13 protein-coding genes are annotated in these 19,828 nt (G+C 61.7%); 5 read left to right on the plus strand and 8 right to left on the minus strand.

All coding sequences use genetic code 11. The features are described from left to right. The first annotated feature begins 69 nt into the window (after window positions 1-69). A complete protein-coding gene (locus ACW9UO_RS01780) occupies window positions 70-1,098 on the plus strand; it encodes a LacI family DNA-binding transcriptional regulator (RefSeq protein ID WP_457087316.1) in 1,029 nt (342 codons plus the stop codon). Between the two features lie 30 nt (window positions 1,099-1,128). Here the strand turns inward: ACW9UO_RS01780 and ACW9UO_RS01785 are convergent, their stop codons facing one another. The 8 genes from ACW9UO_RS01785 to ACW9UO_RS01820 form a co-directional block, all read right to left on the minus strand. Next, window positions 1,129-2,760 carry an alpha-D-glucose phosphate-specific phosphoglucomutase gene (locus tag ACW9UO_RS01785; protein ID WP_457087317.1) on the minus strand — a complete coding sequence of 544 codons (1,632 nt, stop codon included), beginning with the start codon at window positions 2,758-2,760 and terminating at the stop codon, window positions 1,129-1,131. Further along, window positions 2,748-4,736, minus strand: a complete 1,989-nt coding sequence (locus ACW9UO_RS01790) for a 4-alpha-glucanotransferase (protein ID WP_457087318.1) — start codon at window positions 4,734-4,736, stop codon at window positions 2,748-2,750. Before ACW9UO_RS01790 ends, ACW9UO_RS01785 begins: the two co-directional genes overlap by 13 nt. After that, window positions 4,733-6,841 carry a glycogen debranching protein GlgX gene (glgX, locus tag ACW9UO_RS01795; RefSeq protein WP_457087319.1) on the minus strand — a complete coding sequence of 703 codons (2,109 nt, stop codon included), beginning with the start codon at window positions 6,839-6,841 and terminating at the stop codon, window positions 4,733-4,735. The genes ACW9UO_RS01790 and glgX overlap by 4 nt, the downstream gene beginning before the upstream one ends. After that, window positions 6,838-8,277: a glycogen synthase GlgA gene (gene glgA, locus ACW9UO_RS01800; RefSeq protein ID WP_457087320.1), complete on the minus strand. Its 1,440-nt coding sequence runs from the start codon at window positions 8,275-8,277 to the stop codon at window positions 6,838-6,840. The genes glgX and glgA overlap by 4 nt, the downstream gene beginning before the upstream one ends. A gap of 1 nt (window position 8,278) precedes the next feature. Beyond that, the gene (gene glgC, locus ACW9UO_RS01805) at window positions 8,279-9,538 is read right to left on the minus strand and encodes a glucose-1-phosphate adenylyltransferase (RefSeq protein ID WP_457087321.1); all 1,260 of its coding nucleotides are present in this window, start codon (window positions 9,536-9,538) and stop codon (window positions 8,279-8,281) included. A gap of 50 nt (window positions 9,539-9,588) precedes the next feature. Beyond that, on the minus strand, window positions 9,589-11,799 hold the full coding sequence (gene glgB / locus ACW9UO_RS01810; protein WP_457087322.1) for a 1,4-alpha-glucan branching protein GlgB: 2,211 nt from the start codon (window positions 11,797-11,799) through the stop codon (window positions 9,589-9,591). Then, window positions 11,796-14,174 carry a glycogen/starch/alpha-glucan phosphorylase gene (locus ACW9UO_RS01815; protein ID WP_457087323.1) on the minus strand — a complete coding sequence of 793 codons (2,379 nt, stop codon included), beginning with the start codon at window positions 14,172-14,174 and terminating at the stop codon, window positions 11,796-11,798. Before ACW9UO_RS01815 ends, glgB begins: the two co-directional genes overlap by 4 nt. 154 nt (window positions 14,175-14,328) lie before the next feature. Then, the gene (locus ACW9UO_RS01820) at window positions 14,329-15,513 is read right to left on the minus strand and encodes a cytochrome P450 (protein ID WP_457087324.1); all 1,185 of its coding nucleotides are present in this window, start codon (window positions 15,511-15,513) and stop codon (window positions 14,329-14,331) included. A 58-nt stretch (window positions 15,514-15,571) separates the two neighbouring features. Between ACW9UO_RS01820 and ACW9UO_RS01825 the strand changes: the two genes are divergently transcribed. From ACW9UO_RS01825 to ACW9UO_RS01840, 4 genes are all read left to right on the plus strand, one after another. After that, the gene (locus ACW9UO_RS01825; protein WP_457087325.1) at window positions 15,572-17,323 is read left to right on the plus strand and encodes a sensor histidine kinase; all 1,752 of its coding nucleotides are present in this window, start codon (window positions 15,572-15,574) and stop codon (window positions 17,321-17,323) included. Further along, window positions 17,320-18,546 carry a sigma-54-dependent transcriptional regulator gene (locus ACW9UO_RS01830; protein WP_457087326.1) on the plus strand — a complete coding sequence of 409 codons (1,227 nt, stop codon included), beginning with the start codon at window positions 17,320-17,322 and terminating at the stop codon, window positions 18,544-18,546. The genes ACW9UO_RS01825 and ACW9UO_RS01830 overlap by 4 nt, the downstream gene beginning before the upstream one ends. 94 nt (window positions 18,547-18,640) lie before the next feature. Beyond that, window positions 18,641-19,258, plus strand: a complete 618-nt coding sequence (locus tag ACW9UO_RS01835) for a holin-associated N-acetylmuramidase (protein WP_457087327.1) — start codon at window positions 18,641-18,643, stop codon at window positions 19,256-19,258. Further along, window positions 19,249-19,782, plus strand: coding sequence for a holin family protein (locus ACW9UO_RS01840; RefSeq protein WP_457087328.1), 534 nt, complete (start codon window positions 19,249-19,251; stop codon window positions 19,780-19,782). Before ACW9UO_RS01835 ends, ACW9UO_RS01840 begins: the two co-directional genes overlap by 10 nt. The last annotated feature ends 46 nt before the right edge of the window (window positions 19,783-19,828 follow it).

Below are 19,828 nucleotides of genomic sequence, written 5' to 3' on the forward strand. Positions count from 1 at the left end.
GCACTTATCATGACTAGGGGCGCAGGCGTAAATACTGCGCTTGGCAGACCTATACTGCGGGGCGCGACCATGATGCAGAAGACGGCAAGAATACAGGATGTTGCGCTGGCGGCGGGGGTGTCGACCGCCACGGTCAGCCGCGCGCTGTCAAATCCCGAAAAGCTTACCGAAACCACGCGGCAGGCGGTGTTCGATGCCATTCAAAGCACCGGATACCGGGTCAACCGCGCCGCGCGCAATCTGCGCAAACAGCGGGCCGGGGCGGTTCTGGTTCTGGTGCCGAACCTCGGGAATCCGTTTTTTTCCCAGATACTTGCGGGCATCAGTGCAGGGTTTGCAGGAAGCGACACCTCGGTTCTGATCGCCGATACCGCCGACCATCCCGAGCGGGAACGCGTGTTGATCGACTATTTTCGCGACAGTCGGATCGACGGGATGATTTCACTTGATGGCAACCTGAGCCACGACGATTTGGCGCTGTTTACCCAGGAAAGCGTGCAAGACCGGATCGTATTTGCCTGCGAATGGGTGCAAGGGGCGAACTTTCCGTCTGTCCGCTCGGACAATGAAAAAGGCGCGCGTTTGGCCGTGCGGCACCTCTATGATCTGGGCCACCGCGACATCGCCCACATCACCGGCCCCGAGGGCAACGTGCTGACCCGCACGCGGCGCGCAGGCATGATGCAAGAACGGGAAAGCCTTGGGCTGAAGGTGCGCGATGAATGGGTGATCCGAGGGGATTTCTCAGTGAATTCAGGATATTCAGCCGCACAGTTGATCTATGAAATGAAGGAAAGGCCGACGGCCGTGTTCTGTGCCTCTGACATGGTTGCATTTGGCCTAATATCAGGGCTTAGCGCCTGCGGACTGTCGGTGCCGAAGGACATTTCCGTGGTCGGGTTCGATGATATCGAAATGTCGGAATTTTATGTGCCAGCGCTGACCACGATCCGGCAAAACCGCCGGGAAATCGGTATAAGATCGGCGCGTAACCTGCTCGGGTGTATGGATAAAAAGTGGTTGGATCAGGAGGGTGATCCAGAGCTTATTGACGTCGAATTGGTGGTGCGGGAAAGCACCGCGCAGATGACGGTGTAAGCCGGGCGCGAGGCCCGGCCTACCGAAATATCAGGTCATCACGTCAGGGGCTGAGCGGCCGGTGCGTTGCTGCAATTCGCTCAAATCACCAATCGCGGCGGCAACATCAGCCAGGGCGGCCTGGGTCTCGATTGTCAGATCGCCGTCAGCCGGCATGTAGCGTTCGAGGTACACCCGCAGAGTCGCGCCCTCGGTGCCGGTGCCAGACAGGCGCAAAACGCCACGGCTGCCGCCTTCGAACAGGATGCGAATGCCCTGATTTTTGCTCACCGAGCCATCGACAGGGTCGTGGTAGGCAAACTGATCCGCCTCGGTCACGGTCAGCCCGTGCAATTGGGTGCCGGAAAGATCGGGCAGCTTGGCCTCAAGATCCGCCATCAAACCATTGGCCTTGTCGCTGTCCACCGCCTCGTAATCATGGCGGGAATAGTAATTGCGGCCATAGGTTTTCCAGTGGTCCATCAGGATGTCGGCCACGGAAACCTTGCGTACTGCCAATACGTTAAGCCACAGCAGCACGGCCCAGAGCCCGTCTTTCTCGCGCACGTGGTCCGACCCGGTGCCCGCGCTTTCCTCGCCACACAGCGTTGCGCGACCAGCATCAAGCAGGTTGCCGAAGAATTTCCAGCCCGTGGGCGTCTCAAAGCACTCGATCCCCAGCTTTTCGGCCACCCGGTCACAGGCCTGCGACGTCGGCATCGACCGCGCCACACCAGCCAGACCTTTGTCGTAGCCCGGCGCCAGATGCGCATTGGCGGCCAGCACCGCGAGGCTGTCGGACGGGGTGACGTAGATGCCCTTGCCCAGGATCATGTTGCGGTCGCCGTCACCATCCGAGGCGGCGGCGAAATCGGGGCCTTCGGCGCTCATCACCAGATCGACCAGCGGCTTGGCCCAGATCGGGTTGGGATCGGGGTGGCCCTTGCCGAAATCGACCTTTGGCACACCGTTCATGACCGTGCCTTTGGGCGCACCCAATGTGCCCTCAAGAATGGCGGTGGCATAAGGTCCGGTGACGGCGTGCATCGCGTCGAACTTGAGCGAGAAACCATTGGAGATCATTGCGCGAATGGCATCGAAATCAAACAGTTGCCCCATCAACTTCGCGTAGTCCTCGACCGGATCGACAACCTCGACTGTCATGGTGCCAACAGCGGTTTCGCCAATCGCACCAAGGTCGATATCGCCGGTATCCAGCGTGTGATATTCCGACAGCGTCTTGGTCTGCTCGAACATATCGGCAGTGACCTTTTCCGGGGCCGGTCCGCCGTTGGAGATGTTGAATTTCAGGCCGAAGTCCTCATCAATCCCGCCGGGGTTGTGGCTTGCCGACAGGATAAGCCCGCCGTCCGTGCCGCGCTGGCGGATCAGGTTGGACGCCGCAGGGGTGGACAGCAGGCCGTTTTGCCCGACGATGGCGCGTTTGGTGCCATTGGCGGCGGCCATCCGCAGGATTGTCTGGATCGCTTCGGCGTTGAAATACCGGCCATCGCCGCCGACCACAAAGGTCTTGCCCTCGGCACCACCGATGCCGTTGAAGATCGACTGAACAAAGCACTCAAGATAATGCGGCTGCATAAAAACCTTGGTCTTTTTTCGCAGCCCGGACGTGCCGGGTTTCTGGCCCTCAAAGGGGGTGCAGGAGTGTGTCACTCGGGACATGTTTGCGGTCCTTTCTCTGCTAAAACAGGGGGTTGGCGGTTGCCAGCCTGCATGGTTGCGCCGATAGCGGCGATTTGTGGGGAGGTGGCGAAATCCTTGACGTCCACCGGGGTGCGGCGGCGCCAATTGGGGTGTTCGTCGATGGTTCCGGGCAGGTTCGGCGCGTCGATCTGGCCAAGCACATCGTCAAGCTGAACCGCGACCATGGCCGCAGGCGAATGCGTCAGCGCGCCGTGGATGACGCCTGCGATTTCGTCCGGTCCGGCGGTCGAGCGGATATCGCAATTGGCCCGCAGGCTGTTGCGCTGGTGGCTGCGATGGCCGTGTCTATGGCCGGCCTCAGACGGGGAAATCCAGCCGATATCGCGCCACAGCTCGACGTCGGCCCCATACCAAAAACCGCGCAGGGTCGGCGTGTCATGGGTGGAGAAGCAGGCCAGCGCAAAGGGCCGCAGATCGGCTGCGGGATGCAGCCAGCCATCGTCGCGGCTTTCGTATTGCCAGACCGCATAGGAATAGAGCCCGGCGTCGTTCATCTTGTGCCGGAATCCGGCGGGCACAAGGCCAAGATCTTCGCCCACAACCACACAATTGGCGCGGTGGGCTTCGATGGAAATAACTGCCAGAAGCGCTTCGAAAGGTTGGGAAATATAGGCACCGGGGCTGTCATCGTCCGGCACCCAGTAGCTGCGCATCAGGCCCAGCGCATGATCAATCCGCAGCAACCCGCATTTGTCCATCAGCTTGCGCAGCATGGCGCGCAAAGGGGCGTAACGTGCCGCTGCCAGACGACCCGGAGCATGGGCGACAAGATCCCAAGATTGGCCCTCGGGGCTCAGCTGATCGGGAGGCGCGCCAATGGTGACGCCGTGGGCAATCGTGTCGCCGTGCATCCAGGCTTCGGCGCCGCCCGGACGGGCCCCAACGGCAAGATCGAGGTAAAGCCCAAGCGACATGCCTGACGCCAAAGCGGCGGCTTGCGAGGCGTCAATCTCGGTTTCGGCACGCCATTGAAGCCAGCGATGGAACAGGGCGCGTTTGCCAGCGGCTTTGACCGCGTCGGCGCCGGGGGCCTGCAGGTTTGCGGGCCATTTTCTGTAGTCCGGGCCGTGCTTCTCACTCAAGGCTTCGAAGCAAGAGAATGCCTCAAGTGACGCATTCTCTGTGGCGCAGAAGTCTTTGAATTTCTTGGACCTTGAGGATTTAAGAAACTCGGCCTCAAGTGCCGGTCGTTGCCGAGCGCGAAAGGCGGCGTAGTCGATAATGTCACTGTCAGGGCTGGGGCCAAGCCCGCCGGCAACCGCAATATGATCGGCGTTGAAAAAGCCGCGGTGGGTGGGCGAATACGGGCTGATCACGTCGCTCGCGGCCCAACCCAACGCGGACACCGGATTGATCCCAAGAAACTGCGCGCCGTTCTGGCCCAGAGCCGTGGCGGTGGTGGCCAGATCTTCATAGCTGCCGAGGCCGCCGTTGTCGCCGGAGCGAAGCCCATAAAGCGCGGCTGTCACGCCCCAGCTGCGATGGTGCCCGGCGCTGTCGGACAACAGCGGCGCATGGGCAGGACGGGCCATGAGGAAGCTTTCCTCGGTCCAGCCATCGCCTGACAGGTGCAGGGTGTAATAGCCGACGTCGAGCGCGGGCAGCTCAAGTGTATCGGTGCTGCGGCCTGTGGCGGTTTCGGTGCCATCCTCGGCCACCACAGACCACGCACAGCGGGCTGACAGCGGCAGCGACAGGGCGTGACCTGCGCGCAGGATCACCTCATCAGGCACGTGGCGGTGGGCCTTTTCGGCCTTATGAAGCGCCAAGGCGTCGCGCACGGCGGCCTCGGTTCCGGCCTCGACACCCAGCGCAGCCAAAAGCGCGCGCAGAGTCGGGACAGAGGTTTCTTTGCGGGCCCCGGTCAGATCGTGGAAATCGAGGTGCACCCCGGAGAGTTCGGCCAGCTGGCGCAGCGCTGCATCGGCGCTCATGCTTCGGGCTCCTCGCGCAGCACAAAGGCCGCGACGGAATGCGCCGCAACCCGGGTGCGGCGCACGGTCATGGCCGCCTGCGCCTGATGCGCCTGCGAGGTGTCGATTTCGCGCACCCATTGGCGTTTGCCGGGGTCGGGCAGCACCAGCACCTCGGCGCGCGCTTCGCGGTTGAACGCCAGCAGCACCGTATCAAGCGAGGCATTGCCCGGCGCGTTTTCGGCACAGCCGCGCAACACGAGACACAGGCTCGACAGCCCCGGATCGCGCCAGTTCAGGCAAGAGCCGTCAAACGCCCGCCATTCAACATCACGCCGCCCGTCGCTTTCGCGTTTGGCCCCGTGCAGGAACACGTTTTGGCGCACAACTGCATGATCTTTGCGGAATTTCACCAGCGCGGCGGTGAAGTCGATCTGGTCTTCGTCAAGCGCCGTCCAATCGATCCAGGCGGTGGGATTGTCCTGACAGTAGGCGTTGTTGTTGCCGTTCTGCGAGTTGCCGCCTTCGTCGCCCGCCAGCATCATCGGCGTGCCTTGCGAAAGCATCACCGTCGCGAGGATATTGCGCTGCCGCCGTTTGCGACCGGCGAGGATCACCGGGTCATTGGTTTCGCCTTCGACGCCGAAGTTGTCAGAGTGGTTGGCGTGGTGGCCGTCTTTGTTGTTCTCGCCGTTGGCCTCATTGTGGCGTTCGACGTAAGCGGTTGTATCCGCAAGGGTAAACCCGTCGTGCGCGGCGGCGAAATTGACCGAAGACCACGCGCGTCGGCCGCGCTGGTCAAACAGGTTGGCCGAGCCGAGCAGGGCCGATCCGAGATCTTGCGCACTGTGGCCATCGCCGCGCCAGAACCGGCGCACGGTGTCGCGGTAGCGGTCGTTCCATTCGCCAAACAGCGGTGGAAAGTTGCCAAGCTGATAGCCGCCGGGGCCAATGTCCCAAGGTTCGGCAAACATCTTGACGCCCGACAGCACCGGGTCCTGCCGCATCGCCGTCAGGAAGGCCCCGCCAGCGTCAAACCCCTGCCGTGTGCGGCACAGGGTGGTGGCGAGGTCAAAGCGGAAGCCATCGACGCCCATCGCCTGCACCCAAAAGCGCAGGCTGTCCATCACCATGCGCAGCACAAAGGGGTGCGAGGTATCAAGCGTATTGCCGCAGCCGGTGTCATTCACATTATAGCGCGGCTGGCCGTCAAGCAGGCGGTAATAGGCGGCGTTGTCAAAGCCACGAAAGCTTAGCGTCGGGCCCATATGGTCGCCCTCGGCGGAGTGGTTGTAGACTACATCGAGGATCACCTCGATCCCGGCATCGTGGAAGCGTTCCACCATTGCGCGGAAACCCTTGACGCCCGCCGGGCCAAGATAGCGCGGCTCGGGCGCGAAGAAGCTTATTGTGTTGTAACCCCAGTAGTTTACCAGACCTTTATCACGCAACATCGGTTCGGATTTCAGCGCCTGAACCGGCAGCAGTTCGATGGCGTCGACGCCGAGCCGTTTGAGATGGTCGATCATCGCGTCCGAGGCGAGGCCATCATAGGTGCCGCGTTGGTCTTCGGGGATGTCGGGGTGCTGCATCGTGGCCCCACGAACATGCGCCTCATAGATCAGCCCGCCATCGTGACCCCGATTCAGCGTCTTGGCATCGAGCGGAAACAGCGCCGGGTCAGAGACCACCGATTTGGGCACATGCGGCGCGCTGTCGGTTTCCGAAAAGCTGAGATCAGCCTCCGGCGCATCGGGGTTATAGCCGTAGGTGGCCGGATGATCGGTGAAGTCGCCATGCAATTCACGGGTATAGGGATCAAGCAACAGCTTGTTGGGGTTGAACCGGTGGCCGTGATAGGGCGCATAAGGCCCGTTCACGCGGTAGCCATAGAGCGTGCCGGGCTGCAACCCCGGCATATAGCCGTACCACACCGCGCCAATACGCTCGGGCAGGTCGATGCGCTGTTCCTCGCGGGTGCCATCGGGTGAGAAGATGCACAGCGTCACGCGGGTCGCGTTTTCCGAAAAGACGGCAAAGTTGGTGCCTTCACCGTCGAAATGCGCGCCCAGCTTGTGGGGGCGTCCCGATCGGATCTCTGCCGTGATCGGCGCGGGTTTGTTCATGCAGTCAGAACCTCGTTGTACAAATCAGCATAGGCTTGGGCCGAGATGTCCCAGCCCACCCCCTGTGCCATCGCGGCGCGCTGCAGATCCTGCCATTCGCTTTTGTTGGCATAGGCGCGGAACACTCGGTCAAGCACTTCGGATACGCCTTCGATGCCGACATCGTCAAACAGGAAACCGGTGCCAACCTTGGCGCGGATCGCCGCCACATTCGCCTCGATCACCGTATCGGCAAGTCCGCCGGTGCGCGCGACCACGGGCAGGGTGCCATAGCGCAGCCCATAAAGCTGGGTCAGGCCGCAGGGTTCAAACCGCGACGGGATCAGGATTGCGTCGCTGCCACCTTGCAGCAGATGCGAGAACGCCTCGTCATAGCCGATGTAACAGCCGACCTTGCCGGGGTAGTCCGCCGCCGCCTCTTTGAACGCCGCTTCCAGTTCCGGCGCGCCAGAGCCAAGCAGCGCCAGCTGCCCGCCACTTTCGACAAGATGCGGGATGGCATCGGCGAGGGCGTCGAGACCCTTCTGTTCGCTCAACCGGCTGATGACGCAGAACAGCGGTCCGTCGTGATCGGCGTCAAGGTCGAGGCGCGCACAGATTTCGGCGCGGTTCGCGGCCTTGCGCTCAAGGGTTTGCGCGTCATAGCTTTGCGGCAGCGCCTTGTCCTTGGCCGGGTTCCAGGCGTCAAGATCGATGCCGTTAAGGATGCCCGACAGCACGTCTGAGCGCGCATTCAACAGCCCCTCAAGCCCCATGCCAAACTCGGGGGTAAGGATTTCGCGGGCGTAAGTCGGGCTTACCGTGGTGATCCGGTCGGCAAAGGCCAGACCGGCCTTCAGGAACGAAATATCGCCGTGATACTCCATACCGTCGGCGTTGAACCAATCCCAACGCAGGCCAAGCTCTTGGCCCTCAAACGCGGCATAGCGGCCTTGGAACGCGATGTTGTGGATTGTCATCACCGTCTTGGGCACCGGCCCGCCGGGTTGTTTGAGGTAGACCGGCGTCAGCCCGGCCTGCCAATCGTGGGCATGCACAACGTCAGGCTTCCAATTGGCCAGCCCGGCAAAGCTGATCCGCGCCGCCGCTTGCGCTAGGGAGGCAAAGCGGCGGTGGTTGTCGGGCCAGTCCTGGCCGTTGGGGTCGCTGTAGGGTCCGCCGGGCCGGTCAAAGAGTTGCGGCGCATCGAGCAGGAGGAGCGTGATGCCCTCCGCCTCGACTTGCACAACCCGACCCGGCCCACCGGGAAGGTCGCCAAAATTGGCAACTTCTGTGCCTTTGGCCAAAAGCGGCATCAGCGCGGGATAAGCCGGCAACATGGTGCGGGCATCGATGCCCAGAGGCTTGAGCGCTCCGGGCAGGGCACCCGCCACATCCGCCAGCCCGCCGGTTTTGATAAACGGCGCGCATTCCGAGGTGACCATCAGCACATTCATATCAGGCTTCCAGTTTGTCGATCATGGATTGGGTGATCAGGCAAATGCCGCCTTCCGAACGGCGGAACCGCTTGGCATCAAGCTCGGCATCCTCGCCCACGACAAGCCCCTCGGGGACTTTCACGCCACGGTCAACGATACAGTTCTTGAGCTTCGCCTTACGACCGACCTCGGCATACGGCAGACAGATCACGCCGTCGAGTTCAGCAAAGGAATGCGTGCGCACGCCAGTGAACATCAGGCACCGGTTGAGCTGCGAGCCGGAAATGATGCAACCACCCGAGATCATGGAAGAAATCGCATTACCGCGACGGCCTTCTTCGTTGTGGATGAACTTGGCCGGGGGCACCAATTCCGAATAGGTCCAGATTGGCCAGTTGGTGGCGTAGATGTCCAACTCGGGTTTGAAATCGGTCAGGTCGATGTTGGCCTGCCAATAGGCATCAATGGTGCCGACATCGCGCCAATACGGCGTATCCTCAAGCCCGGACATGACGCAAGAGCGGCCAAACGGGTGCGCATAAGCCGCGCCCTCGGCGACGATCGCCGGGATGATGTCATGGCCGAAGTCGTTGGTGGAATTCTCGTTTTTGGCATCTGCCTCAAGCAGACCATAGAGGTATTCCGCCTCGAACACATAGATCCCCATGCTGGCAAGCGAACGGCTGTCGTCGCCGGGCATTGCTGGGGGATTTTCGGGTTTCTCGACGAATTCGAGGATCTTGTCGCTCTCGTCCACACCCATGACGCCAAAGGCTTTGGCCTCGTCGCGCGGCACTTCGATACAGCCAACCGTGACCTTGGCGCCCGATTTGACGTGCTGTTCGATCATGAACGAATAGTCTTGTTTATAGATGTGGTCGCCGGCCAGAATAAGAATGTATTTCGGGCCATAGCCGCGCAGAACGTTGATGTTCTGGGTCACGGCATCCGCGGTGCCCTTGTACCAGTTCTCTGCGTTAAGCTGTTGGGATGCGGGCAGAATATCGAGGCTCTCGTTGCGCTCGGCGCGGAAAAAGCTCCAGCCGCGTTGCAAGTGCCGGATCAGGCTGTGGGCTTTGTACTGCGTCGCCACGCCGATCCGTTTGATCCCCGAGTTGACCGCATTCGACAGCGCAAAGTCGATGATCCGGGTTTTGCCGCCAAAGAAAACCGCCGGTTTTGCCCGAATGTCTGTCATTTCCTTAAGTCGGCTGCCGCGTCCCCCCGCCAGCACATAGGCCATCGTTTGTTGCGCGAGAATATGTCGTGCGTCTGTCATCGGGTCCTCCCCCTTGATGATGCAAATTTAACTTTAGTTACTCGTACTTATTAAGCTTTCTTAAACTTTAGGAACATGGTCGCCAGCGGCGGAATGGTCAACTCTAGCGATTGTTCGCAGCCGTGCGATGCCACTTCTGTGGTCTTGAGATCGCCAGGATTGACCTGACCGCTGCCGCCATAATCGGCGCTGTCGGTGTTAAGCGCTTCGACCCAGGTGCCCGCCTCGGGCACGCCAATGCGATAGCCGGTGCGGGTGACGGGCGTAAAGTTCGACACCACCAGAACCGGGTCGCTGCCATCCTTGCCCAGCCGCATCCACGAGAATGTGCTCTCGTCGGAATTGCCGCCGTCGATCCAGCGGAAACCCTCGGGCTTGCTGTCGAGTTCATACAGGGCCGGCGTGCCGCGATAGAGGTGGTTGAGGTCGCGCACCAACTCCTGAACGCCCTTGTGGGTGCCATAGTCGAGCAGGTGCCAATCGAGACTGCTCTCGTTGTTCCACTCGTCCCACTGGCCAAATTCGCAGGACATAAACAGCAGTTTCTTGCCCGGATGCCCCCACATAAAGCCGTAATAGGCCCGCAGGTTGGCAAACTTCTGCCATTCATCGCCCGGCATCCGGTCGATCATCGAGCCTTTGCCGTGCACCACTTCGTCATGACTGATCGGCAGGACGAAATTCTCGGAGAAGGCGTAGTGCAGCCCGAAGGTCATCTTGTCGTGGTGATATTTGCGGTGCACCGGATCTTCGCCCATGTAGCGCAGGGTATCGTTCATCCAGCCCATGTTCCACTTGAAGCCAAAGCCCAGGCCGCCGGTGTCGGTGGGGGCGCTGACGCCGGGAAAGGCAGTGCTTTCCTCGGCAATGGTCATGATGTCGGGCTGGTCGGCATAAACCGCCTCGTTCATCCGCTGCATAAAGCTGATCGCTTCGAGGTTTTCGCGCCCGCCGTGGATGTTGGGCACCCATTCGCCCTCTTTGCGCGAATAGTCGCGATAGAGCATCGAGGCCACGGCATCGACGCGCAGACCGTCGATGTGATATTCCTGCACCCAGAACTTGGCGTTGGAAATCAGATAGTTGGCAACTTCTGTGCGACCGTAGTTATAGACCAGCGTGTTCCAATCGGGGTGATAGCCCTCTTTCGGATCTGCATGTTCGTACAGCGAAGAGCCGTCAAACGCCCCCAAGCCGTGCACGTCGGTCGGGAAGTGGCCGGGCACCCAGTCAATGATGATCCCCAGACCGGCCTGGTGGCAGGCATCGACGAAATAGCGGAAATCATCGGGTGTGCCAAAGCGCGAGGTCGGCGCAAACAGGCCAACCGGCTGATAACCCCAAGAGCCGCCAAACGGGTATTCGCTGATCGGAGTGGTCTCGATATGGGTAAAGCCCATGTCGGTGGCGTATTTCACCAGCTCGTCGGCCATCTCACGATAGCTAAGCGAGCGGCCGTCTTCTTCGGGCACGCGGCGCCAGCTTTCCAGATGGACCTCGTACACCGAAATTGGCCGGTCAATGCGATGTTCGCCACCGCGTTTGCCCATCCAGTCGCCGTCTTGCCAATCGTATCCGTTCAGATCACGCACAACCGAGGCGGTGCGCGGCGGCACTTCGGCACCAAAGCCAACCGGATCGGCCTTGAGCGGCAGAACCTGTCCAGCCTGATCGAGCAATTCGTATTTATAGGCGGTGCCATCGGTGATCCCGGCAAGGAAAATCTCGTGCACACCGGTCGCGCCACGCCGACGCATGACAAAGCGGCGGCCATCCCAACCGTTGAAATCACCCACCACCGACACGCGCTTGGCGTTCGGGGCCCAGATGGCGAAATGCGTGCCCGCAACGCCTTCATGCGTCATCACATGTGCGCCGAGCGCTTTCCACAGATGGCCGTGCGTGCCTTCACCCAGCAGGTATTCATCGAATTCGCCCAGCACATTGCCAAACGAATAGGGGTCATACTCTTCCCAAGTGTCGCCCGCGCGGGTCATCCGCAGCTTGTAGGCAAAGGATTTTTTCCGCCGCGGGACAATCGCGGCGAAAACACCGTCGCCCCCCTCGACCCGATCCAGAGAAGCAACCGACTTGCCGGTCTTGGCGTCAAGAACCTCGACGCTGTCGGCCTCCGGGCGGAACACCCGGCAGACAAGTTTTCCGTCCGCTTCGTGCATGCCCAACACAGCAAAAGGATTGCCATGTTGGCCAGACGCGAGCGAACCCGCTTCATCGGGATGGATCAGGGGGGCTTCAGTCATGCAGATTTCTCCATTCCACCTGTGTTGACGGAGCTGACGCGCCAGATGTCACGCGCATAGCCCTGGATGGTGCGGTCAGACGAGAACCAGCCCATATTGGCTGTGTTCTTAAGCGCCATGGCCGACCATCCGGTCGTGTTGCGATAGGCCGTGTCTACCCGGCGTTGCGCATCAAAATAGCTGTCGAAATCACAGGTCACGAGGAAATAATCGTGATCGTAAAGATTGCCGACAAGCTCATGATAACGCGTAACTTCGTCAGCGCAAAACACTCCGTCAACAATCTGGCCAAGAACCCGGCTAAGACGCGGGCTGGCTTCGATCGCTTGGCGGGCAAAACCGTGGATTTGACGGCGTTCCTGCACTTCTTGCGCGGTGAGACCAAAGAGAAAGAAATTCTCGGCCCCGACGTGTTCGCGAATCTCGACATTGGCCCCATCAAGCGTGCCAACCGTCAGCGCGCCGTTGAGGGCGAACTTCATGTTGCCGGTGCCCGAGGCTTCTTTGCCAGCGGTCGAAATCTGTTCCGACAGGTCCGCCGCCGGGATCAGGCTTTCGGCCATCGTGACATTGTAGTTGGGCGGATAAACCACTTTGAGCAGGTCTTTGGTGACCGGGTCATTGTTGATCTTGGCCGCGACGTCGTTGATCAGATGGATGATCTGCTTGGCCACGTGATAGCCCGGGGCCGCTTTGCCGCCAAAGATTTTGACGCGCGGGGTCCACTCAGCATTCGGATTGTCGCGGATGTCGTTCCAGAGCGCGATGGTCTCGAGAATGTTCATCAGCTGTCGTTTGTATTCGTGGATCCGCTTGATCTGCACGTCGAACATCGCGTCGGGGTCGACCTGCACACCGCAGGTTTCGGCGATCCAGTTGCTCAGCTCCACTTTGTTAACGCGCTTGGCGTCGTGGAACTGGCGGAGAAACGCTTTGTCGCCCGCTTTGTCGTTCAGCTTTTTGAGTTGTTCGAGGTCAGCCACCCAGCCATCACCGATCTCGGAGTTGATCAGGTTGGTCAGCGGCTGGTTACAGGTGTGCAGCCAGCGGCGCGGCGTGATGCCGTTGGTCTGGTTGATGATCCGGGTCGGGTGGATCTTGTGCAGGTCGGCGAACACGGTTTCCTTGACCAACTCGCTGTGCAGCGCCGAAACGCCGTTGACCTTATGCGCCATGATAAACGCCAGTTCGCCCATGTGCACGTGATCATGATCGATGATCCGCGGGCTGCCCGGATGCTCGGTCTGATGCGCGTCGTCGATGGCGCGAATGATTTCCAGGTGCCGGGGCAGGACATAGCCCATCAGGCCAACGTGCCATTTTTCCAGCGCTTCGGGTAGAAGCGTGTGGTTGGTGTAGCCAAGGCAGTTGCGCGCGATCTCGATGGCTTCGGGCATGGCGAGGCCATGCACATCCACCAGTTGGCGCACCAGTTCCGGACCGGCAATCGCCGGGTGGGTGTCATTGAGCTGGATCGCGACATGATCGGGCAGGGCGCGGATATCATCGTGATCCGACAGATAGCGCCGCATCAGATCCATCAGCGAGGCGGCGGTGAAGAAGTATTCCTGCTTCAGGCGCAGCTGTTTGCCCGCATCGGTGGTGTCATCGGGATAGAGCACGCGGCTGATGGTGCGGGCCAGCGCTTCGGAGCGACCAGCAGCAAGGTAATCACCACGGTTAAAGCTTTCGAGGTCAAAGGCACCCGGTGCCTTGGCCGACCAAAGGCGCAGCGTGTTGCCCCAGATGCCCTGCCAGCCGATCACCGGCGTGTCATAGGCGGTGGCCCAGACGGTTTCCGACGGCATCCACTGGGCCTTGCCCTCGATATGTTCGACATGGCCGCCGAACTGGATCTTGTGGCGCACTTCGGGGCGTTCAAATTCCCAGGCGTGGCGTTGGCTCAGCCAGGTTTCCGCAGTCTCGACCTGTTTGCCGTCCGAGAATTTCTGCTCGAACAGACCGTGTTCGTAGCGAATGCCATAGCCGTAAGCCGGGATGCCGAGCGTCGCCAGCGAATCCATAAAGCAGGCCGCAAGACGGCCAAGGCCGCCGTTGCCCAGCGCCGCATCGGGTTCGTCCAGAACGATGGTGTCATAGTCCTGACCCAAGCCCTCGATGGCTTCGCGCGCTTCTTTATCAAGACCGAGGTTGGCGGCCATGTCTTCGACAAGACGCCCCATCAGGAATTCCAGCGACAGGTAATACACCCGCTTCGCGCCAGAGGCATAGGTTTCGCGCGTGCTGCGATACCAGTGGTCAACCATGCGATCGCGCAGGGCCAACGACAGGGCAATCCGCCAGTCATAAACTGAAGAATGCTCCGCGTCCTTGCCCAGCGAATAGCGGATATGGTGGAGAATTTCGTCTTTCATCTTACAACTCACAGCAATGGCTTTGACGCACTGTTAGCGCTAAACGTCGCATTCCGCCACTCGGAAGATATCCGGTCGGCGGATTTGCCACATAATAGCGCCGAGTGTGCAAAGTTCGGCAGATTGCAAGAGCATTGCGTCGATAACACGGAACTCATGCGTGTGTCAGCAGCAAACTTTCAAACCCATGAAAATGATAGAGGTTTGCATAGGTTGGCGGCTGCGCGATCTCAAGCCGGGGCAGGCGCGTGAACAAGACCTGCAAGGCAATCTGCAATTCAAGCCGTGCCAGCGGTGCGCCGACGCAAAAGTGCCGTCCTGCGCCAAAAGCGACGTTTGCCTTGATCGGTCGATTCGGATCAAAGCGGTTCGGGTCGTCCCAAACCTGCGGATCGCGGCCCGCCGCGCCGAGTAAAAGCCCGACCTTGGTGCCGCGCGCAATGGTGCTGCGCCCGATCTCAAGGTCTTCGTATGCCCAGCGGATGAACATGTGCAGCGGCGGATCGTAGCGCAGGATTTCCTCGACCGTGCCACCGATGCTGGCATCGTCAAACCACTGCGGTTTGGCTCCATGTTCGATCAGCGCGTTCACCCCGTTGCCCAACGTGTGCACCGTCGCCTCATGCCCGGCGTTAAGCAGCAGAACGCAGGTGGCAATCAGCTCCTCGGCACTCAGCGTGTCGCCATCCTCTTCGGCGGCAATCAACTGGGTGATCAGATCGTCGGCGGGGGTTTTGCGGCGGGTGGCGATATGGTCCGACAGAAAGGCAGCAAAGTCGCGGGCGGCGGCATTGGCGGTGTCTTCGATCTCGCGGTCGCGCCGGGCCTGATACATCGCCACCATATCGTTGGACCAGCCGAGCAAGCGGTCGGCCATATCGTCGGGCACGCCCAACAGCCGCGCGATCACGATCACCGGTACCTTGGCGGCGTAATGCGGCAACAGATCAAACGCACCCTCAGGCCGCGCATCAATCAGGTCGTGGCAGAGCCGTTCAATCTCGGCCGCCATCCCGGCGATTTGCCGACCGGTAAAGGCGCGCACCACCAGTTTGCGCAGCCGGGTGTGGCGGGGTGCTTCCAGTTCCAGCATCGAATTGTCGTCGATGGCATAGAAGTCGGTCAGGTGGTCGGGCCGGGGCCGGCGCAAATCCTCGGGGCATTCGCGGCCCATCCGGCTGTCGCGCAGCGCGGCATTCACACTGGCGTGGGAAAACGCGCAGTCCATGTTGAAATCGCGCCAATAATGCACTGCACCCTGCGCGCGCGCGGCGGCATAAAACGGATAGGGATTCTGGACAAAGTCCGGGTCGGTCGGGGATTGGATAAGCACTGTCATGGCCCCATCCTCACCGGCTGGCTTCCCTTTGCAAGGCTTGCTGGGTAAAACCACAGGCATGTCGGCAAAAACCTCCTCTTTTCGCGGCCTTGCCGTGCTTTACGTCGCCTGTATCGCGGTGGTGAGCGCGGGGGTCTGGCACACCGGGTTCCGCCAAGGGCTGGATCAGGCGGCACGCCAGGGCGAGGCCAGCCTGTCACTGGCCGCCGACCGGTTGACCGCGCAGCTTCAGCACCACGCTGAGGTGGCGGTGTTGACCGCTGATCACCCGGCGCTCGCGGCATTGCACCAAGGCGGCGACCGCGCTGCCGCTGAGGCGCTTTTGCTGGATGTCGCTGACAAAACCTCGGCTTTGACGATGTTTTATGTCGATGCGGCGGGGCAAGTACTGGCCGCGTCAACCGATCTTGTGCCCAAAGATCTGGCGCAAAGCCGCTATCTGCGCCGGGCCATGCAAGGCGCGCTCGGTTCGGATCATCTGGTCAGCGAGACGTTTGGCGTGCGGGCGTGGTTCTTTGCGGCACCCACCTTTGACGCGACGGGCCGGGTGCGCGGCGCGCTGGTGCTGGGTGTTGATATTGAACGGCTTGAGGAAAACTGGCGCGGTGACCGTCCGGCGATTTACTTCCTCGACCGCGACGGGCTGGTGTTCATCTCGAACCGGTCTGAGCTGTTGTTTTGGCGCAAGCCACCGGGTGCCATTGGCCCCGAAACCCCGCAAGGCCAACAGCCGCGCACCGTTTCGGTTGGCGCGCATGATGTCTGGTGGCTGAATTGGTCGCCGTATGTGCCGCGCCGCGCGCTGCATCTTAGCCAGGATTTGCCAGTGATCCGCATGCGGGCCGAGGCGTTGATCGATACTGGCCCGGCGTTGCGCATGGCGTTGTGGCAGGCGGCGGCGGTGACGGCGCTGATGGCCACCTTTGGCGCGCTGTTGTTTCTTGCGGGGGCGCGGCGGCGCGTGCTGTCGCAGGCCAATGCGCGGCTGGAAAGCCGGGTGGCCAACCGCACCCGCGCGCTTTCGGATGCGAACACTGCGCTGCGCCGCGAGGTGGGAGAGCGTCAGGACGCCGAAGCCGCGCTCAAACGCGCGCAGGCCGATTTGGTGCAGGCGGGCAAGCTGTCGGCGCTCGGCCAGATGTCGGCCGGGATCAGCCACGAGCTGAACCAGCCGCTGATGGCGATCGAGCAATATGCCGAGAATTCCGTCGCCTTTCTAGACCGCGACAAGCCCGAAACCGCGCGCGAAAATCTGGGCCGCATTGCTGCGATGGCGCGGCGCATGGCGCGGATCATCAAGAACCTGCGCGCCTTTGCCCGCAACGAAAGCGAGCCGATGGGCAAGGTCGATATCCTCGCCGTGATCGACAGCGCGACGGAGCTGACCGAGGCGCGTTTGCGGCTGGGCAATGTGACGCTGAACTGGCAACGTCCGGCGGGGTCGGTGTGGGTTTGGGGCGGCGAGGTGCGGCTGGGGCAGGTGTTCGTTAACCTGATTTCCAACGCTGCCGACGCGATGGAGGGCAGCGACCACCGCGCGCTCACCATCACGCTGGTCGATGGCGCGCGCCCGGTGGTGACCCTGCGCGACACCGGGCCGGGCATTGCCGATCCCGACCGCATCTTTGATCCGTTTTATTCCACCAAACAGGTCGGCGGGCCAGATGGCATGGGGCTGGGCCTGTCGATTTCGTATGGTCTGGTGCAAAGCTTTGGCGGCACCATTCGTGGCACCAATGCCCCCGGCGGCGGGGCGATCTTTACCGTTGAACTGGACCGCTGGTCCGAAGACGAGGAGGCCGCCGCATGAGGCAGGTGCTTTTGGTTGATGATGATGCGGGCCTGCGCGATGCCCTGTGCCAAACGCTCGAGCTGGCGGATTATGCGACGGTGCCGGCGGCGTCCTTTGTGGTGGCCAAGGACCACATCACCGAAGGGTTCGACGGCGTGATCCTGAGCGACATTCGCATGCCGGGGCGGGATGGCTTTCACCTGCTCGATTATGCCCGCTCGGTTGACCCGGAACTGCCGGTGATCCTGCTGACCGGTGAGGGCGATATCCCGATGGCGGTGCGCGCCTTGGGGGCAGGGGCCTTTGCGTTTCTCGAAAAACCCTGCGCCACCGAGGATCTGTTTGCGGTGCTGGAACGGGCACTGCGGGCGCGCACGATGGTGCTGGAAAACCGCCGGTTCAAGAGCCAGATTGCCGCCGGAGACCCTGCGGCGCGGATGCTGTTTGGCACCTCTGCTCGCGCCGAAACTCTGCGCGCCGAGGTGCGGCAGGTGGCGGCGTCAACCGCCGATGCGCTGGTGACCGGGCCGCAGGGCTCTGGGATTTCCAAGGTGGCGGAGGTGATCCACCTATGCTCGGCGCGCGCCAAGGGGCCGTTTCAGAAACACGCCGCCCGCACTCTTGATCGCGCGGCGCTGCACGAGGCGTTCAAACGCTCCGAAGGGGGCGCGCTGTTTCTCGACGGCATCGGCGATCTGCCCGCCGACAGCCAGCTTGAGCTGCTCGATCTGCTCGAGCAAGGGCAGGGCGTGCGGCTGATTGCCGGGGCGGTGGACGGGCTGGAACCGGCGTTTGAAGACGGCCGCATGACCGCCGATCTCTACTATCGGCTGAACGTGCATCCGGTGCGCATTCCGGCGCTGTCCGAGCGGCCTGAGGACATCCCGGTGCTGTTTCGCCACTATGTTGAGCAGGCCGCCGAACAGGCCGGTATTGCCGTGCCGGAGACCAGCCCGGACCACGCCGCCGCGCTGATGGCGCAAAGCTGGCCGGGCAATGCCCGCTCATTGATGTCGGCGGCGATGCGCTTTGTTTTGGGCATGCCGGAGGAGGTGGCGCGCAGTGCCGAAATGGGCCTGGCTGAACAGATGGCACAGGTCGAACGCTCTCTCTTGATTGCCGCGCTCAGCCGACAGAACGGCCGCGCGTCAGAGGCGGCCAAGCAGCTGAAACTGCCGCGCAAAACCTTTTACGACAAGCTCGCGCGGTATGGAATCAAGCCCGAGGATTATCGCCGTTGAGCGCATAGGGATGAGGGGACCGCACGCTCAGATGAGCCGCTGTTAACCAGATATTTGCCATGTTTGCCGCCTACCACAGGCAAGCGAGGCAGAGATGCTCCAATATTCAGTCCGGCAAATTGCCGATGATATCGTGGCCCGCGAGGGCGGTTATGTGAACGATCCCGATGATCCCGGCGGCGCCACCAATCACGGCGTCACCATCCACACCATGCGGCGTCTGGGGCTTGATCTTGATGGCGATGGCGAGATCACTGCCGAGGACGTCAAGACGCTGACCCGGGATCAGGCGGTCGATATCTTTGTCCGGCACTACTTTATCCGGCCCGCGATTTCCAAGCTGCCGGTCAGCATTCAGGCCAGCGTGTTTGACATGTATGTCAACGCGGGCGGCAATGCGGTGAAAATTCTGCAACGGCTGCTGCGCGACATGGGCCATACGATCACGGTCGATGGAGCCATTGGCCCGCAAACCGCCGCCGCCGCCGCCCAGGCCGAGATGGCCGGGCCCCGGCATTTCGCTGATGCCTACGGGATTGCGCGGCGCAACTATTACTTTGGCTTGGCCGACAAACGCCCGGCGAGCCGCAAATATGCCCGCACACGCGCGGGTGGCAAAGGCGGCTGGATCAAACGCGCCGAGGACTTCGTCTCGCCGCGCTATCACATGACCGAGGCCGAGTTTAATCGCCGGGTGGCGGCATGGGGTTGATCGAGCGGGCGCTGTCGCTGGTGTTCGGCGGTGGGCGCAATGCGCTGGCCGAAACGGTCGAGGTGTTTCGCGAGAATGCCGAAAACGGCGCGGAACGCGAGGCCACTTTGCACAGCGCGACGCTGGCGCAATTTGGCAAAGAGTTCCGCGTGGTGCGGCGCGGCTGGTTCGACCGGCTGATGGACGCGGTCAACCGGCTGCCGCGCCCTGCGATGGCGCTTGGCACCTTGGGGCTGTTTGTTTCGGCGATGGCCGATCCGGTGTGGTTCGCCGCCCGAATGCAGGGCATCGCGTTGGTGCCAGAGCCGCTTTGGTGGCTGCTTGGGGCCATCGTCAGCTTTTATTTCGGGGCGCGTCACCAGTCCAAAGGGCAGGATTTCCAGCGCGAACTGGCGCAAACCGTATCGCGCGTCCCCGAGGTGGTGAACAATCTGCGCCGGCTTGAGGATATCAGCGCTGCGGATGCGCCAAAAATCAGCAACGCGAACCCCGCGCTCGAGGCGTGGCGTCACGAGGCGGCGTGACGCTGCGTTTGCACTGGCCCCGTATGCCGCATTAAGCCAGTCTCGC

Source organism: Marinovum sedimenti, from assembly GCF_054052205.1.

Bases quoted from the DNA above. Each gene is read 5' to 3' on its own strand.
- glgC (WP_457087321.1), bottom strand. From the start codon at position 9,538: ATGACAGACGCACGACATATTCTCGCGCAACAAACGATGGCCTATGTG.
- ACW9UO_RS01780 (WP_457087316.1), top strand. From the start codon at position 70: ATGATGCAGAAGACGGCAAGAATACAGGATGTTGCGCTGGCGGCGGGG.
- ACW9UO_RS01825 (WP_457087325.1), top strand. From the start codon at position 15,572: ATGTCGGCAAAAACCTCCTCTTTTCGCGGCCTTGCCGTGCTTTACGTC.
- ACW9UO_RS01835 (WP_457087327.1), top strand. From the start codon at position 18,641: ATGCTCCAATATTCAGTCCGGCAAATTGCCGATGATATCGTGGCCCGC.
- ACW9UO_RS01815 (WP_457087323.1), bottom strand. From the start codon at position 14,174: ATGAAAGACGAAATTCTCCACCATATCCGCTATTCGCTGGGCAAGGAC.
- glgB (WP_457087322.1), bottom strand. From the start codon at position 11,799: ATGACTGAAGCCCCCCTGATCCATCCCGATGAAGCGGGTTCGCTCGCG.
- glgA (WP_457087320.1), bottom strand. From the start codon at position 8,277: ATGAATGTGCTGATGGTCACCTCGGAATGCGCGCCGTTTATCAAAACC.
- ACW9UO_RS01820 (WP_457087324.1), bottom strand. From the start codon at position 15,513: ATGACAGTGCTTATCCAATCCCCGACCGACCCGGACTTTGTCCAGAAT.
- ACW9UO_RS01840 (WP_457087328.1), top strand. From the start codon at position 19,249: ATGGGGTTGATCGAGCGGGCGCTGTCGCTGGTGTTCGGCGGTGGGCGC.
- glgX (WP_457087319.1), bottom strand. From the start codon at position 6,841: ATGAACAAACCCGCGCCGATCACGGCAGAGATCCGATCGGGACGCCCC.
- ACW9UO_RS01785 (WP_457087317.1), bottom strand. From the start codon at position 2,760: ATGTCCCGAGTGACACACTCCTGCACCCCCTTTGAGGGCCAGAAACCC.
- ACW9UO_RS01830 (WP_457087326.1), top strand. From the start codon at position 17,320: ATGAGGCAGGTGCTTTTGGTTGATGATGATGCGGGCCTGCGCGATGCC.
- ACW9UO_RS01790 (WP_457087318.1), bottom strand. From the start codon at position 4,736: ATGAGCGCCGATGCAGCGCTGCGCCAGCTGGCCGAACTCTCCGGGGTG.